The sequence below is a fragment of the Tardiphaga sp. P9-11 genome (assembly GCF_008329525.1).
In the GTDB taxonomy this organism is placed as follows: Bacteria; Pseudomonadota; Alphaproteobacteria; order Rhizobiales; family Xanthobacteraceae; genus Tardiphaga.
The window spans coordinates 71,744-88,717 of sequence record NZ_NPKQ01000011.1; the positions used below are offsets into that span (position 1 = coordinate 71,744).

The 16,974-nt window shown below is 61.1% G+C and carries 12 protein-coding genes; 4 read left to right on the forward strand and 8 right to left on the reverse strand.

The window, feature by feature from the left end; translation table 11 throughout:
* The 3 genes from CIW50_RS25510 to CIW50_RS25520 form a co-directional block, all read right to left on the reverse strand.
* Complete coding sequence (locus CIW50_RS25510) at positions 1-879, reverse strand: ABC transporter permease (protein ID WP_502707542.1); 879 nt, start codon at positions 877-879, stop codon at positions 1-3.
* A 28-nt stretch (positions 880-907) separates the two neighbouring features.
* A complete protein-coding gene (locus tag CIW50_RS25515) occupies positions 908-1,861 on the reverse strand; it encodes an ABC transporter permease (RefSeq protein ID WP_149533968.1) in 954 nt (317 codons plus the stop codon).
* Between the two features lie 102 nt (positions 1,862-1,963).
* The gene (locus CIW50_RS25520) at positions 1,964-3,631 is read right to left on the reverse strand and encodes an ABC transporter substrate-binding protein (RefSeq protein ID WP_149533969.1); all 1,668 of its coding nucleotides are present in this window, start codon (positions 3,629-3,631) and stop codon (positions 1,964-1,966) included.
* Positions 3,632-3,865: 234 nt separating this feature from the next.
* On the opposite strand from CIW50_RS25520, the gene CIW50_RS25525 reads away from it, so the two are divergent.
* Positions 3,866-5,464, forward strand: coding sequence for an ABC transporter substrate-binding protein (locus CIW50_RS25525; RefSeq protein WP_149533970.1), 1,599 nt, complete (start codon positions 3,866-3,868; stop codon positions 5,462-5,464).
* A 93-nt stretch (positions 5,465-5,557) separates the two neighbouring features.
* Here the strand turns inward: CIW50_RS25525 and CIW50_RS25530 are convergent, their stop codons facing one another.
* The 3 genes from CIW50_RS25530 to rocF form a co-directional block, all read right to left on the reverse strand.
* Positions 5,558-7,144 (reverse strand): alpha-amylase family glycosyl hydrolase, encoded by a 1,587-nt coding sequence (locus tag CIW50_RS25530; protein ID WP_149533971.1) that lies wholly within the window; start codon positions 7,142-7,144, stop codon positions 5,558-5,560.
* Positions 7,145-7,231: 87 nt separating this feature from the next.
* Positions 7,232-7,504 (reverse strand): hypothetical protein, encoded by a 273-nt coding sequence (locus CIW50_RS25535; RefSeq protein WP_089265966.1) that lies wholly within the window; start codon positions 7,502-7,504, stop codon positions 7,232-7,234.
* 132 nt (positions 7,505-7,636) lie between these two features.
* Positions 7,637-8,605: an arginase gene (rocF, locus tag CIW50_RS25540; RefSeq protein WP_246664461.1), complete on the reverse strand. Its 969-nt coding sequence runs from the start codon at positions 8,603-8,605 to the stop codon at positions 7,637-7,639.
* Between the two features lie 127 nt (positions 8,606-8,732).
* Between rocF and glgX the strand changes: the two genes are divergently transcribed.
* Both glgX and CIW50_RS25550 read left to right on the forward strand, forming a co-directional pair.
* Positions 8,733-10,838 (forward strand): glycogen debranching protein GlgX, encoded by a 2,106-nt coding sequence (gene glgX, locus CIW50_RS25545; protein ID WP_149533973.1) that lies wholly within the window; start codon positions 8,733-8,735, stop codon positions 10,836-10,838.
* Between the two features lie 140 nt (positions 10,839-10,978).
* Positions 10,979-11,827: a transglutaminase-like domain-containing protein gene (locus CIW50_RS25550; protein WP_149533974.1), complete on the forward strand. Its 849-nt coding sequence runs from the start codon at positions 10,979-10,981 to the stop codon at positions 11,825-11,827.
* 62 nt (positions 11,828-11,889) lie between these two features.
* Here the strand turns inward: CIW50_RS25550 and CIW50_RS25555 are convergent, their stop codons facing one another.
* Together CIW50_RS25555 and CIW50_RS25560 are read right to left on the reverse strand one after the other, a co-directional pair.
* Positions 11,890-13,413, reverse strand: coding sequence for a permease (locus tag CIW50_RS25555; RefSeq protein ID WP_149533975.1), 1,524 nt, complete (start codon positions 13,411-13,413; stop codon positions 11,890-11,892).
* Positions 13,410-14,162, reverse strand: coding sequence for an ABC transporter ATP-binding protein (locus tag CIW50_RS25560; RefSeq protein WP_149533976.1), 753 nt, complete (start codon positions 14,160-14,162; stop codon positions 13,410-13,412). The genes CIW50_RS25555 and CIW50_RS25560 overlap by 4 nt, the downstream gene beginning before the upstream one ends.
* Positions 14,163-14,923: 761 nt before the next feature.
* Between CIW50_RS25560 and CIW50_RS25570 the strand changes: the two genes are divergently transcribed.
* Positions 14,924-16,885 carry a methyl-accepting chemotaxis protein gene (locus CIW50_RS25570; protein WP_149533977.1) on the forward strand — a complete coding sequence of 654 codons (1,962 nt, stop codon included), beginning with the start codon at positions 14,924-14,926 and terminating at the stop codon, positions 16,883-16,885.
* The last annotated feature ends 89 nt before the right edge of the window (positions 16,886-16,974 follow it).

A 16,974-nucleotide genomic window follows, 5' to 3' on the forward strand; every position in this document is an offset into this window, starting at 1 on the left:
TCAGTTCCGGATATCCATGGCACTACGCATGCCGTCGCTCAAAAGATTGAAACAGATCGACACTGCGAAGATCATTGCACCGGGGAGTGCTGCCACCCATGGATTGACGTAGATCGCCGTGCGCAGCGTGTTCAGCATCAGGCCCCATTCCGGCTCCGGTGGCTTGGTGCCGAGACCGAGAAACGACAGGCCTGCGGCAAGGATCATCGATACCGAGATCAGGCCCGTCGCATAGACGAAGATCGAGCCCAGCACATTGCCGAGCATGTGCACGCGCATGATCGTGAAGGCGCTCGCGCCCGACGCACGCGCGGCTTCCACATAATCCATGTTGCGCACGCCCGTGGTGACGCTCTCGGCGACGCGCGTGATCTGCGGCACGAAGACGATCGTCAGCGACACAATCGAGTTCAGAATGCCCGCGCCCAGCGCGCCGGAAATTGCAATGGCCAGCAGGACCGAGGGGAACGCATAGAACACGTCGACGGTGCGCATGATCGCGGTATTGAGCTTGCCGCCGACATAGCCCGCGACGAGTCCGAGCGACGTACCGATGACGAAAGCGAGGATCACTGGCAGAATGCCGATCAGCAGCGACAGCCGCCCACCATAGATCAGGCGCGCGAGCATGTCGCGACCGAGTTCGTCTGTGCCGAGCGGATAATTGGGCGTGCCGATGGCGCGCAGGCGACGGATCATCGAGCCCTGATAGGGATCCGCAAGATGCAGATAGGGCGCGAAGATCGCGGCGAGGAAGATCAGCAACAGGATGAACGCGCAGACCATCGCGACCTTGTCGCGCGCGATGCGGCGGCCCACCGTGGCCCAATAGCCGCGGGCCTTGCTGGCAGGAGCCACCTGCAATGCAGTGTCGGTCATCACGGTCATGAGAGGATATCCAGCATGGTCAGCTCCGCTTGATGCGCGGATCGATCGACGCCTGCGCGATATCGACCAGAAGATTGAGGAACACGAAGAACAGCGCCAGCACGAGGATCGTGCCCTGCAGTAGCGGCAGGTCGCGCTGGAAGATCGCGGAGTTCAACAACAGCCCCGAACCGGGCCATGAGAACACGGTCTCGATCAGGATCGAGCCGCCGAGCATGTAGCCGAGCTGCAGGCCCATCACGGCCAATGCGGTTGGCGCAGCGTTCTTGATAACGTGACGGAACACCTTGGTTTCCTGCAGGCCCTTGGCACGCAGCGCCTCGACGAAATCCTGCGACAGGATGTCGCCAGTGAGTGCGCGCACCGTGCGCGTCACGATACCCATCGGAATGACCGATGTCGTGATCGCCGGCAGCACCAGATATTTGATGTGCTCCCAGTCCCAGGCCCATGAGCCCGAACCGCCCGGTCCGGCGCCGACCGCAGGGAGCCAGTTGAGCTGTACCGAGAAGATGATGACCAGCACCATGCCGAGCCAGTAATGCGGCACCGAGACGCCGGCGATGGCGATCGAGGTCGCAACCTTGTCGACCCAGGTGTCGCGAAAGTAGCCGGCGATCAGGCCGAAAAACAAACCGAGCGTGAAGCCGATAGCGGCCGCTGCGACGGCCAGCGTGACGGTGTTGCCAACGGCTTTCAGGACTTCGGCCAACACCGGACGGCCCGTGGCGATGGAGCTGCCGAGATCACCATGTAGCGCGCGCCACAGCCACAAGCCGAACTGAACTGGCAGCGGACGATCGAAGCCGTAAGCGACGCGGAGCTGCTGCGCCAGTTCCTGCGACGCGTCAGCGGGAAGAATGGCAACGAGAGGATCGCCGGGTGTGATGTGTACCAGCAGGAAACACACCAGCGCCACGCTGAGGACGATGGGAATGACGTAGACAACACGTCGCGCGATGTAGACGAACACTGGTCACCTTCAGTTCTAGTTCAGAGAGCCGCCTCTGGCGACTTCGCCCCTCTCCTGTGCAGGAGAGGGGCGAAGCATCGGCTTGACGTAATGACCGAGTTCTTACGGCGCGATTGACACCGGCGAGAAGTCGACAAACCAGCTCTTCGGCTGCACGAAGCCCTTGACCTTCGGGCTCAATGCACGCGGGCCGACGTCATGGGCCACGTAGAGGAAGGCTGCGTCATCGACCGAAGCGGCGTGCAATTCGGCCAGGGCTGCATCGCGTGCCGTCGCATCGAAGGTAGTGCGAGCCTTGGTCACCAGTTCATCGAACTTCGGATTGTTGATGAAACCCCAGTTGTTGGAGACCGGCGGCGCCATCGACGACTGCAGGAAGCGGACCAGCGCGAAGAACGGATCCATCGCCGCGTAGGTGACGTTGGTGGCATCCGAACCGTTTGCGCTCGGATCCTTCACGCCACGGCGCCAGTTGGTGAACAGCGTGTTCCACTCGATGACATCGAGCTTGACGTCGAAGTAGCACTCCGCCAGCGCCTGCTGCAGATATTCGTTCATCGGCAGCGGCAGCATCTGGCCGGAGCCCGATGCCGAGGTCTGCGTCTTCACGGTCAGCTTCTTGCTCGGGCCGTAACCGGCTTCCTTCATCAGCGCTTGTGCGGCCTTCAGATCATACTTGATCTCGAAGGTGGGCTTGCCGCGCCAGGGGTGGCCGGGCTCGAAGGTGCCGGTCGCCGGCACCATCAGGCCGGCGAGCAAACCGTCCTTCAAACCGTCGCGATCGATGCAGAGATTGGCGGCCTTGCGGACGCGGATGTCATTCCACGGCGAGCCTTCGACGCGCGAGAACTGCCACGGCCAGACATGCGGCTGCTCGTTCTTCTCGATCTTGAAGCCGCGCGCGGTGATTTCCTTGACGGCGTCGGGCGCAGGCGCCTCGACCCAGTCGACCTGCCCCGACAGCAGCGCTGCAGTACGGGCGTTGGCTTCCGGCATCGGCAGCAACACCATCCTGTCGGTCTTCGGAACGCGGTCCTTGTTCCAGTAGGCGTCGTTCTTCACCAGTTCGAGACGCTCGCGCGGCGTGAACTTCAACATCTTCCACGGGCCGGTGCCGGAGGCTTCGCGGGCGAAGGCCGCCCATGCCGCCTGCGACTTGGCCTTGGCATCAGCGCCTTCGGCCTTGTCGAACAGCGCCTGCCACTTCGTCGGGCTCGCCATAAAGAGGTTGGTGAGATTGATCGGCAGGAAGGAGTCCGGCTCCTTCGTGGTCAGTTCGACGGTCATGTCGTCGATCTTCTTCGCGGACACCAAAGTCGGCATGCGCGAGGCGGTCACACCGACCTGGCTGGCATCGAACTGGACTGCATCTTGTTTGAGCACCTTGTCCACATTCCAGACCACGGCATCCGCGTTGAAGGCCGAGCCATCGTGGAAAGTAACGCCTGGACGCAGCTTGAAGGTCCACTTCTTCTTGTCCGCGTCGTCCACCTTCCATTCGGTCGAGAGTGCTGGGATGACAACACTCGCCTTGGTGGCGGACGAGAGATCCCAGCCGGTCAGGCCGTCATACATTGTGTTCCCGGTGAAACGATTACCTTCAAACCCCTGATCGGGCTGGCCGAGCGTGCGTGGAATATCTGCAGCGGTCATGCCGATGCGCAGCACCGTTTCGGCGCGCGCCACCTGAGGCAGGGTCAGGGCCGTAGCGAGCGTCAGCAAGGTGATTGCTGCCGCGAGACGGCTCTTTGTCGGCTTTTCGATACGCATCGTAATCAGTCCCTCTTGGCTTTGGATGACACGTTGGCTTCCGCCAGTGTTGGTTTGTTCTAAACTGGCTAATTCTTATGCAACGCTTGTGCCAAGGCCTGCAACCTTGCAGCGCAATGACTCAAACTGCGGCACTGCAGCACACCAGCACACACCAACCGTTCGAAATGCCCAATCTGGCATCAGGATTGCAGGTATCTGGCGGACAATATCCCACCATACGGAGTCTGGTTTATGCGCGTTCGAAGCTCGTTATTTGTTGCGGCCATCGCCGCCGCCATAGGTGCAGCCACGCCGGCGCAAGCCGAAACGGTGGTGCGCTATGGCATATCGATGGCGGACGTGCCGCTGACCACCGGTCAGCCCGATCGCGGCGCCGGCGGCTACCAGTTCACCGGCTACACGATCTACGACCCGCTCGTCGCCTGGGAGATGGATGTCGCCGATCGTCCGGGCAAACTCGTTCCCGGTCTCGCCACGGAATGGAAGGTCGACGACACCGACAAGACCAAGTGGCGCTTCACGTTGCGCAAGGGCGTCAAGTTTCATGACGGTAGCGACTTCAACGCCGACGCGGTGATCTGGAATCTCGACAAGGTGCTGAATGAGAAGGCGCCGCAGTTCGACAAGCGCCAGAGCGCGCAGGTCAAGACCCGCCTGCCCTCGGTCGCCAGCTACGCCAAGATCGACGATGGCACTGTCGAGATCACCACCAAGACCGTCGACTCCTTCTTCCCCTATCAGATGCTGTGGTTCCTGGTCTCCAGCCCGGCGCAGTATGAGAAGGTCGGCAAGGACTGGGACAAGTTCGCATCGCAGCCGTCGGGCACCGGCCCGTTCAAGCTAACCAAGCTCGTTCCGCGCGAACTCGCCGAACTCAGCAAGAATCCCGACTACTGGGACAAGAAGCGCATTCCGAAAGCCGACAAGCTCGTGCTCGTCCCGATGCCGGAAGCACTGACCCGCACCAATGCGCTGCTCGCCGGTCAAGTCGATCTGATCGAAACCCCCGCTCCTGACGCTGTGCCGCAGCTCAAGGGCGCCGGCATGAAGATCGTCGACAACGTCACGCCGCATGTCTGGAATTATCATCTCAGCGTACTGCCGGGTTCGCCCTGGACCGACGTGCGGTTGCGCAAGGCCCTCAACCTCGCCATCGATCGCGATGCCGTCGTCGCGCTGATGAACGGCCTCGCCAAGCCCGCTATCGGCCAGGTCGACCCATCGAGCCCGTGGTTCGGCAAGCCGACCTTCAAGATCAAGTATGATCTCGCCGAAGCCAAGAGACTGGTGAAGGAAGCCGGCTACGGCCCGGACAAGCCGCTGAAGGCGACCTTCATCATCGCCAATGGCGGCACCGGCCAGATGCTGTCGCTGCCGATCAACGAATTCCTGCAGCAGAGCTTCAAGGAAATCGGCGTCGAGGTCGAGTTCAAGGTCGTCGAGCTCGAGGTTCTTTACACCGCATGGCGCAAGGGTGCGGCTGACGAGAGCATGAAGGGCATCACATCCAACAACATCGCTTACGTCACCTCGGATCCCCTGTATGCCATCGTGCGCTTCTTCCACTCCGGCCAGATCGCACCGGTCGGCGTGAACTGGGGCGGCTACAAGAACCCGAAAGTCGATGCGCTGATCGACGAAGCCAAGAACACCTTCGATCCGAAGAAGCAGGACGAGTTGCTGGCCGAGGCTCACGCGCAGATCGTCGATGACGCAGTGCTAGTTTGGGTCGTCCACGACACCAACCCGCACGCGTTATCGCCGAAGGTGAAGAAGTTCGTGCAGGCCCAGCACTGGTTCCAGGACCTGACCACGATCGGTATGGATTAAGCGCTTCGTCTGCGTGACGACGATTGAGAAAGCGCCGCCGGGCAACCGGCGGCGCTTTTGCTTGTTATGCATGCGGCCGCCGAGCGCGGATATCTACCGCAGCCTGACGATCACACCTTCATTGCCTGATAATTCCAGCGCGCCCGAAACATTCTCTCCATGGCGATCCAAGCCCGTCGCCAGCAATATCTCGCCGCCGCCCACATGCAATGACACCGGCTCTCCGCTGAGATTGAGGGCGATCAGGACCATTTGTCCGTCATAGACGCGCCGATAGGCGAGCACGTCGCCCGCAGCGTCCACGGGCTCATAGCTGCCGAACACCAGTTCAGGTATGCGCTTGCGCAGATCGATCAGCTTTACATAGAGGCTGAGGATCGAACGCGGATCGGTAGCGAGTGCCGCCGCATTCTGCCGCGGATAATCCGCGTCCAGCGGCAACCAGGGCTCGCCCGTGGTGAAGCCGGAATGTTCGGTGGCACCCCATTGCATCGGTGTGCGACAGCCATCGCGACCGACACCGATCCCGGGCACGTTCTTTTCGAACGGATCCTGAACCTGCTCCGGTGCAATAGGTACCTGCTTCATGCCGATCTCGTCACCATAATACAGCGTCGGCGTCCCGCGCAGTGTCAGCAACAACATCGCCGCGACGCGCGCTTGAGCCATGCCAACCCGGCTGGCGACGCGCGGCCGATCGTGATTGCCGAGTACCCAATTGGGCCAAGCGCCGAGCGGCAGTGCTGCTTCATAGCGCGCGATCAACTCGCCGATGGCAAAGGCATTCCACGGCGCGGAGAGCAGTGCGAAATTGAACGGCAGATGAGCGCCCGACAGGTCCTTGCCGTAATAGGCAACCAGCCGGTCGACCGGGAGATAGACCTCGCCGATCAGCACGCGGTCATCGAACTCATCGACGACACGGCGCATCTCGGCGACTACGTCCAGCGTCTCCGGGCGATCGGTCGAATAGAGCGGCAGGAACGCCTCGTGTGGCGGGCGCCCGGCTGTGAAATTCGGATTTGTCGGGTTATCGCGAAATTCGGAATCCTTGATCAGATGCCAGATCACATCGACGCGAAAACCATCAACGCCCTTTCGCATCCAGAACCGCATCACTTCATGGATTGCTTCGCGGACGGCAGGATTGCGCCAGTTCAGGTCAGGCTGCCTGTCGAGAAAGGCATGGTAATAATATTGCTGCGTGGTCTCATCATATTCCCACGAACTCCCGCCGAACTCGGACATCCAGTTCGTTGGTGCGCTGCCGTCGGGCTTCGGATCATGCCAGATATACCAATCGCGTTTGGGATCATCACGCGAGGAGCGACTCTCGACAAACCACGGATGCTGATCCGAGGTATGGTTCGGCACCAGATCGAGAATGATCTTCAGGCCGTGGCCATGGGCTGTAGCCACAAGCGCTTCGAAATCGGCCGATGTACCGAATATCGGATCAACACCGATATAGTCCGAGATGTCATAGCCGAAGTCGGCCATTGGTGACGGGAAGATCGGCGACAGCCAGATGGCGTCGACGCCGAGCTGCCGAAGGTAGGGGAGCCGGCCGACAATGCCCGCAAGGTCGCCGACGCCGTCCCCGTCTGAATCCTGAAACGAGCGCGGGTAGATCTGATAAATGGTGCCGGCCTGCCACCAAACCGTCGCTGCAGTAGTCATGGTCCTATCACTCAATGTTCTCTGGCTTCCATCACGCACGAAAAAACGGCCCTTCCGAGGAAGGGCCGCCTCTCGTTCAGCGCAATATTAGTAGCGTTCGATGACAGTACGACGTTCGACGCCGCCATCATAATAGCCACGATCACGGTCGCGGCTGCGCTTGATGATCACGGTCTCGTTGCGGTCGCGGCGATCGCGGTAATAACCGCGGTCGTAATCATCGCGATAGCGGTCACGGCCGACAGCGCCGACCGTCACACCACCTGGGCCGACGCCCACGCCGATGTCCTGGGCCTTGGCTGGAATTGCGCTGCTGATGCCCGCCGCAGCAACGGCGATGATGGCAAGATGCTTGATCATGACGTGCTTCTCCGTCTGTGAACGATGGAGTAGCAATCCCGCGTCACAGGGTTAGTTCCGAGAAGATAACAAAACGATCATGTGTAACGCGCGCAAAAGCCCGGAACCAATCGAGGTTTCGCCGACCGTGAGCTAGCCGGGCGGTATAATCGCGTTACTCGGCGTCGGCCGATCGGTGATCTGCTGCCCGAACAGACTGCCGACCAGCTCGACCATCACCCGTGCGGTTCGCCCGCGCTCGTCCAGAAACGGATTGAGTTCGACGACATCCAGCGAGCACATCAACCCCGAATCGTGCAGCAGTTCCATGATCAGATGCGCCTCGCGATAGGTCGCACCGCCGGGCACCATGGTGCCAACGCCGGGCGCTGCCGCAGGATCGAGGAAGTCCACATCGAAGGACACATGCAACACGCCGTTGCGCGCCTTGACCCGCTCGATGACACGGCGGATCAGAACGCCGACACCGAACTCGTCGATCTGCCGCATGTCTGCGATGGCGACCTTGCGGGCGTGCACCAGCTCTTTCTCGAGCTTGTCGATGGAGCGGATGCCGAACAGATCGAGATTGTCAGGCTTGATCGAGGCCCGAGGCTCCGCACCGAGCAGTCCATCGAGACCGGACTCGCCGCACAGAAAGGCCGCGGACATCCCATGCATGTTGCCGGTGATGGTCGTGTGCGGCGTATTGTAATCGGCATGCGCATCGAGCCACAGGACGAACAGTTCGCGCCCCTGCTCGTGCCAGTGCCGCGCCACGCCATTGATCGATCCCATGGACAGGCTGTGATCACCGCCCACGAAGATCGGCAACGCGCCCGATTTGGCAAGCGTGTAGGCGCGCGCACTCAGCGCCTGGATCCAGCTCTGGATCACGCGGTAATGCTTGGCATTCTCCGGCGGTGTATCAGTCGACAGAGGCACAGACGGCGGCATGAGGTCACCGTGGTCTTCCACCTCGAAGCCAAGCTCTTCCAGCAGCGGCCCCAGGCCTGCCGTCCGCATGGCAGCCGGCCCCATCAACGTCCCGCGCTGAGAGGCTCCGACTTCGACTGGCGCGCCCAGCAATGCGATGCGCTTGTGATGCGAGACGTCGGTCAAAAGGCAAAACTCCGGGCTGGTGGCCCTTGCAGGCCAAGATATATTCCAAAACGACCTGATTGCATTGCAACGGAAATGCGGCGACGCAGTTATACCGCGCATTTCATCACCAGACAGTGGGGCAATCGTGACGAACAGAGTGGTCGAAGAAGGTCTTCCCTATCCCTTTGGCGCGCATTGGGACGGAAAGGGCACCAACTTCGCACTGTTCTCGGCCAATGCCACCAAGGTCGAGGTCTGCCTGTTCGACGGCGACAAGGAAACGCGCATCGAGTTGCCGGAATATACCGACGAGGTCTTTCACGGCTATATCCCGGATGTCGGTCCCGGCACGTTCTACGGCTACCGCGTCCATGGTCCCTATGAGCCGGACAAGGGACATCGCTTCAATCCGAACAAGCTGCTGCTCGATCCCTATGCCCGCGCCCATGCCGGTCAGCTCGAATGGAATCCGGCTGTGTTCGGGTACAAGATGGAGAGCGGCGACGACACCACTTTCGACGAGCGCGACTCGGCGCCCTTCATGCCGAAATGCGTGATCGTCGATCGCGACTTCGACTGGGCCGGTGAAGCCGGCCGGCAACCCGTGCCGTGGGACCAGACCATCATCTACGAAACCCACGTCAAGGGCTTCACCAAGTTGCATCCCGACGTACCGGAAGAATTGCGCGGCACTTATGTCGGCTTCGGCAGCAAGCCGGTGGTGGACTATCTCTGCGGCCTCGGCATCACCTCGGTCGAGCTGCTTCCGATCCATACTTTCATCAATGACGACTATCTGCTGAACAAGAAGCTGGTGAACTACTGGGGCTATAATTCCATCGGCTTCTTTGCGCCCGACCCGCGCTACGCCTCAGACGTGCCGAACTCACTGCGCGAATTCAAGGAGATGGTGTCGGCGCTGCATGCCGGTGGGCTCGAGGTCATTCTCGACGTCGTCTATAATCATACTGCCGAAGGCAACGAGCTTGGCCCGACCCTGTCCTTCAAGGGCATCGACAATGCGAGCTATTATCGGCTGATGCCGGACAAGCCGCGCTATTACATCAACGACACCGGCACCGGCAACACAGTGAACCTGTCCAATGCCCGCGTCATCCAGATGGTGGCCGACAGCCTGCGCTACTGGGTGCGGGAGATGCATATCGACGGATTCCGCTTCGATCTCGGCACCATCCTGGCGCGCGAAGTCTATGGCTTCACCGAACAGAGCGGCTTCCTCAAAGCCGTCGATCAGGATCCCTTGCTGACGACAGTGAAGCTGATCGCTGAACCCTGGGACATCGGCCCCGGCGGTTATCAGGTCGGCGGTTTTCCGCCCGGCTGGGCAGAATGGAACGACAAGTTCCGCGATACCGCGCGTGACTTCTGGCGCGGCGAAGCGCCGGTCTCGGCACTGGCACCGCGTCTCGTCGCGTCCGGCGACATGTTCAACCATCAGGGTCGCCGCGCCTGGGCCAGCGTCAATTTTGTCACCGCTCATGACGGCTTCACGCTGAACGACTGGGCGAGCTACAACGAGAAACACAACGAGGCCAATGGCGAGAACAACAAGGACGGCAGCTCCAGCAACCGCTCGTGGAATTGCGGCGTGGAAGGGCCGACCGACGACAAGGCGATCATCGCTGTGCGCGAGCGCCAGAAGCGCAACATGCTGGCGACACTGCTATTCTCTCAGGGCACGCCGATGCTGCTCGGTGGCGACGAATTCGGCCGCACGCAGAACGGCAACAACAATGCCTATTGCCAGGACAGCGAGATTTCGTGGTTCAATTGGAGCCTCACGGCCGAGGACAAGGACCTTCTCGCTTTCACCAAGCGGCTGATCAAGCTGCTTGGCGGCTGCTCGGTTCTGCGCCGGAGCCGCTTCCTGACCGGCGAGCACGACCCCGATCTGGATGTCCGCGACGTGACGTGGATCAACGCCAATGGCGGCCCGATGCAGGACGCGCATTGGAAGGACGGCAACATGAAATGCTTCGGCATGCTGCTGGACGGACGCGCGCAGAAGACCGGCATTCACAGGCCTGCCGAGGATCAGACGATGTTGCTGATCCTGAACGGCTTCGAAGGGTTGGTCGATTTCACGATGCCCGAGGCTTTTGGGGGAACAGCTTGGGAACTGTTGGTGGACACCAATATTCCGGATACCAAAGGCGGCGAGGACTTCCCGTTCGACCACGAATATCAGGTGACTGGCCGCTCACTGCTGTTGCTGTCGCTGAAGAAGTAGCCTCTGGCGTAGCGGGCCGGCAGGGCCTGCTGCCCACATTTTCTGCGCATTTCTGTCACTGAACCTCGGAACGATGTTCGCTGACTACACTTGTCTGGCAAGATAAATTCTTGACTTGCCGAGCTAGTGGAGACGTAAAGGTGCAGATTCGCGCGGGCTACGACATCGCTTTCCAGTGTGCCCAGGAAACGCCCATGATACTGATGCTCAGCATCCATCCTTCGCGCGTGAAGGATTTGCAGAGCCCGCACAGCATCCAGTTCTCTCACGACGTGCAGGCGCATGACTATCTCGACATGTTCGGCAATACCTGCACGCGCATCGTCGCGCCGCCAGGACTGATCGAGATCAAGAACGATTTTCTGATTTTCGACAGTGGACTGCCGGACGCGGCACCGCCACCGGGGCCGTTGCAACCGGTCGGAGAACTGCCCGATGACGTGATGGTCTTCCTGCTCGGCAGCCGCTATTGCGACACGCAGAAACTCTCAGATCTCGCCTGGTCGCTGTTCGGCCATATCGAGGACGGAGCGGCGCGCGTTCAGGCCATTGTCGATTACGCGCATCAGCGCATCGAGTTCGGCTATCACCATGCCCGCAACGATCGCACCGCGTTCGAAGGTCATGAAGAGCGCATCGGCGTCTGCCGTGACTTCGCGCATCTGGCCGTTACGCTGTGTCGCTGCATGAACATTCCGGCACGCTATTGCACCGGCTATCTCGGTGATATCGGCGTGCCCATCGATCCTGCGCCGATGGATTTCAGCGCATGGTTCGAAGTCTATCTCGTAAACAAGTGGTACACATTCGATGCGCGTCACAATCATCCGCGCATCGGGCGCATCGTGATGGCCCGCGGCCGCGATGCCGCTGACGTGGCGATCTCCACCAATTTCGGCCCGACACCGCTGGTTCGCTTTACGGTAGTTACGGAAGAGGTTTTTAGCGAAGCCAGCCCTGCCGTCGCACCGATGTGGATGGTGGCCTGATCATCGTTTAAAGGCATTTGGCAATTGCAAAGCCACTCGTGTCAGCGGGCGGCTTTGTTGTCTCAGGTCCTGACAGGACTGATCTTCCATGTCAGCGCCATGAGGCCCGCCGTGATGGCGCCCGCGATCACAGAGGCAATCGGCAGCACCAGTGCCAGTGCAGCAGTCGCGGCCCAGCCGATCGACGAGAAAGCTTCGGCAAAGGTCGCGATACGCGATGACGTCTGACGTCGCCTGAATTGGCTGCGCCGCGCCTGCACCCTGAACCAGAGCTGGATAGCCGTCGCCGAGGCTGCCGCCACGACAGTTGCCAATGCCGTCACCGCAGCCAGCCGCAGTGAGACGAGCGCGAGACCTGCGACCATTGGCGTGAACACGACGGCAATGATCACGAGCACGACTTCGACCTTGGCCGTGATGATCGTATTTCCGGGGAGCGGTGCGGTCGTGACCAGATCCGCAGCATCTTCACCGGAGATCGTCAGCCAGGCCAAGCCCCCGGCAAGCTGACCGGCAGCCATCACGATCACCGGCGCAAGCACGATGAACGCGCCTGCGCCCTCGCCGAAGCTGCGCCACAGCATCAAGGCCGGCGGGAGCAAATACAGCAATTGCATCAGGGTTTGCGAGACCAGCCACGGATCCCGCCACAACAGGACAAACTCCTTACGCCGCAAGGCCTTACGTCGAGATCCCGTCCGGAACGGTCTTGCGACTTTCTTGCGACGAGCTTGCGCCGAAGGTGCGGCACTGGCCACATAATTGCTGAAACGCGGCGAAAAGATCGCCATCGCGATCCCGAGCAGGATCAATCCGGCTGCCAGCAGTGGCACCAGTGCTGCGATATCGCCGAGCATTGCGCGCGCGGGCCACCACACCACGCTGTCAGCGTCGGGCGCAAAGGCGGCTGCGGCATCGGAGGTCAGCACAGCGAAACGCGACAGCGTGCCGTAAGAGAGAATCGCCGCGACCTGCAATGCGATGACGAAGCCTGCGCCGGTCACCGCCGAAATGATCTGCGCGACCAGCCGTGTCTTCGCAGGGCCGCAGAGCTGAAACAGCCCGACGGTGATGGCGATCGCGCATGCAGACGCGGAAAGGCCCATGGCGATGACGACGGCATAGGCGGAGAACCAGCGCGCGCCTCCGCCGATCACCAGTACGTTGACGAAGGGCGTCGCCAGCAACATCGCCATCAGGGTCACGGTCAATGCGATCGCGGCGATGCGGACGGAGAACAGGTTGGTAAGCGGCGCCGGTGACGACATGATGAGATCGAGATCGGCGCGCGCGTAAAATACACGGGTAACGGACTCGATGGCCTGCGACAGGACGAGCGCCCAAGCGAGGAAGATACTTGCAGTGATGACGATGGCCGTCGATTGATCGAGCGGCGTCTGCACGTCTGCAAAACGGCCAACCACTGCATAGGCCGGTAGATGCAGGAAGATCACGAAAACAATCAGCAAGAGCGAAACGCTACGCGGACGCCAGCGACGACCCGCCGTCAGCATGCCCAGCATCTCGCGCCATGCCAACCGGACCTCGTGGCCGGCAAACCACGTCACGCTGGCGGATGACGTCATGCGGCAACCGGCGCGCTGTCCACCAGCGCCACGAACATGTCCTCGAGGCTGGTATCGGCCTGTCCGTTCTGCTGGCGCAATTCGGCAAGCGTACCTTCGGCGATCAGCCTGCCTGCGGCGATCACGCCGATCCGGTCGGCCATGCGCTCGGCGACTTCAAGAATATGCGTGGTCATGATGACAGTGCAGCCGGAGCGCACGCGATTCTGGAGCAGACCTTTCACATGGCGCGCCGACACGGCATCGAGCCCGGTCAAAGGTTCGTCGAGAATGATCAGTTGGGGCTCATGTACCAGCGCGCCGGCCAGTGCCACCTTCTGACGCATACCCTTGGAGAAGCCTTCGCATCGCTCGTGCAGATGTGGACCGAGACCGAGCGATGCAAGCAATTCGTGCGACCTGCGCTCTGCCACATCAGTATCGCAGCCCCATAGACCGGCAACGAACTCGAGATATTCGAGCGGCGTCAGCTTGTCATAGATCATCGGCTCGTCGGAGACCCAGGCCATGATCTGCTTCGCAGCCACCGGATCGCCGAGCGCGTCGATACCAAGTATGGAAACCGATCCAGCATCGGGACGCAGCAATCCCGCGACCATGCGCAATGTTGTCGTCTTGCCAGCGCCGTTGGCACCCAGCAGCGCGTAGAACTCACCGGCGCGCACCGTGAGATCGAGCCCATCGACGGCAGGCCTATCGAAACGTTTCGTTAACCCTCGCAATTCGAGAGCAGCGTGTGTGGTGATCATGATCAGACGATCTGTATGTTGACCTGCATAGCAAAATGGATGGAAGTTATTTCAGGGCGGTGAATCCGACGACGTAACTACGACCTCCCCGGCATTTTCTGACCTGTTCCGGCATCGGAAAGGTTACGACCGACTACAAGAAGAACCAGAACATCTTCTGTCGGGGTGAGACGGCAGCTTCTGTTTGCTACATCCTGAACGGACGTATCAAGCTGACAGTCCTGTCCGAACAAGGACGCCGTCGTCGGTTTGCTCGACCCCGGACAGTTCCTCGGTGAGGGTTGCCCGAATAGTCAACCAGAACGTCGCGTGTGCCGGATCAGCCTCGCTCCACACGCGCCAAGCTCGGCCCGATTTGAGAGTGCTACTGACGTCGGGATATGCTTTGGAGACATTGACGGCGCACGGTCGGCTTCGCGATGGATCGGTAATCCTCGCGAAGCCATACCGTAAGGCAGAACTTGCAGGTCGTTTACGGGAGGTGCTGAAAGTGGCGCTCTGCAATGGATAGCGCAGATCCGTTTCTGACGCTGTGGGCGCCCTGGCACCAACACGTAAGTTCCAGTGGTCACGCACAATCAAGCGCGGCCGGCGTTGGCATTGCCCGATGTCTTTGTGTGCTGCGGTATAATGGGATCATGATACCACAACGCCTGCAACCCAAAGGTAATTAAGGGCTCCTTCACTCGGCTTCCCTATTTCTAGGTCGGGAATATGAGTGCCGCAGCAGAATTGCTTGCCGCGGCCCAAGGGGCATATCGATGCAAGCGCTTAATTCTATTTCAGCACGTATGATTGTTGCCATCACGCTGGTCGCTGCCGGATCGTGCGGCGCGCTTGCGGCCTTCAGCATGTGGCAGCAACAGGCGATCATCGATACCGCCCTCAATCGCGAGGCGCATGACGACTACGCCAATCTGACAGCAGCGCTGAATGCCGAAACGCGAACGCTGCTCGCGGTTGCCGAGTCGATCGCTTCGTCGCAGCCGATCAAGGACGCCATCAAGGCGAACGATCGTGTCGCTGCGCTCGCGAATTTGAAGGAGACCCATCAGCGCATCAAGCCGCGCGGCCTCGAACTGATCACGATCCAAACACCGCCTGCCATCAGCTTCGCCCGCATCCACAATCCCGGCACCTTCGGAGACAATGTCTCCGAGCGCCGCAAGATGGTGGTGCAGGCGATGACCAGCAAAAAGGCGGTCGGCGGCATCGAACCTGGCCGTGATGCACTCAACGTCTTCGGCGTAGCTCCAGCGATGGATGGTGACACCATTCTCGGCACGGTGGATGTCGGCGCACCGTTCGGCAAGACCTTCGTCGAAACCATGAAGTCGCGCTTCGGTGTCGAAGTCGGCATCCACCAGATCGATGGCCAGGCCAGCAAGACGCTGGCTTCCACGTTGAAAGCCACTGCGCCAAGCGTCGAGACGCTGCGTCGCGCGCTAGCCGGCGAGATCGTGACCCAGTATAGCGAGCTCGACAACAAGCCTGTCGCCACCACGTTCGGCGCGATCAAGAGCTTTTCCGGCGATAACATCGCCGTCTTTGAAATCACCCGCGATACCAGCGGATACCACAGCCTGATGCGCTCGTCGCTCAACTGGCTCGGTATCATTTCAGCCTGCGTGCTACTGCTCGCCGGCGCCATCGCAACCTGGATGGGTCGTTCGATGGCAAAGCCGATCCGCGCGCTCGAAGCTGCCATGCGCACGATCGCTGGCGGCAACCACACGATTGCCGTGCCGGGCGCCGGCCGCAAGGACGAGATCGGCTCGATGGCCGGTGCGGTCGAAATCTTCAAGACCGGCCTGATCGAGACGGAGCAGTTGCGCGCGGCGCAGGAAGAACAGCGCGAGCGTGCCCAGCACGATCGCCGCGACACCATGAACGCGCTCGCTTCGCGCTTCGAGAGCGGCGTCGGCACCGTGGTCAACGCCGTCGGCTCGGCCGCTGGAGAATTGCGCAACACCGCACAGACGCTGGCGGCCACAGCCGAGGAATCGACCCGACAGACTGCGGCCGTCGCGGCAGCGTCCGAAGAAGCCACGCAGAGCGCACAGGCTGTCGCCGCTGCCATCGAGGAGCTCAACGCCTCGATCAGCGAGATCGCACAGCAGGTCAATGAGTCCGCCCGTGTCGCTGGCGATGCGGTATCGCAGGCCAATGTTACCAATGGCGAAGTCCAGAGCCTTGCCGAAGCAGCGCAGAAGATCGGGGATGTCGTCAAGCTGATTAGCGAGATCGCGGCGCAGACCAACCTGCTCGCACTGAACGCCACTATCGAAGCGGCCCGTGCCGGTGAAGCCGGGCGCGGCTTCGCGGTGGTCGCCTCCGAAGTGAAGGCGCTGGCCACCCAGACGTCGAAGGCAACAGACGAAATCTCGGCCCAGGTCAGCGCCATCCAGGGCGCCACCAAGCTCTCGGTGGATTCGATCCAGAACATCACCTCGACCATCGGCCGCGTCAGCGAAATCGCCAGCACCATCGCCGCCGCCGTCGAGGAACAGGGCGCGGCGACGCTCGAGATCGCGCGCAACGTCGCCGAGGCCGCCCGCGGCACCGGCGAGGTTTCGCAAAACATTGCCGGCGTCAACGACGCCGCCCGCGAGACCGGCCTTGCCGCATCGCGCGTGGTGGAATCGGCCGGGGACCTCTCGCGCAATGGCGAAGACCTCCGCACGCAGGTCGATGTGTTCCTGCGCGAAGTGCGGGCGTCGTAATTCTTCCAGCGGCGCGCTTCGGCGCGCGCTCTTCCATTGCGAACAAAGCGGGAATCAGCGAGCGTGATTCGTCACCTCGGATACGCCCC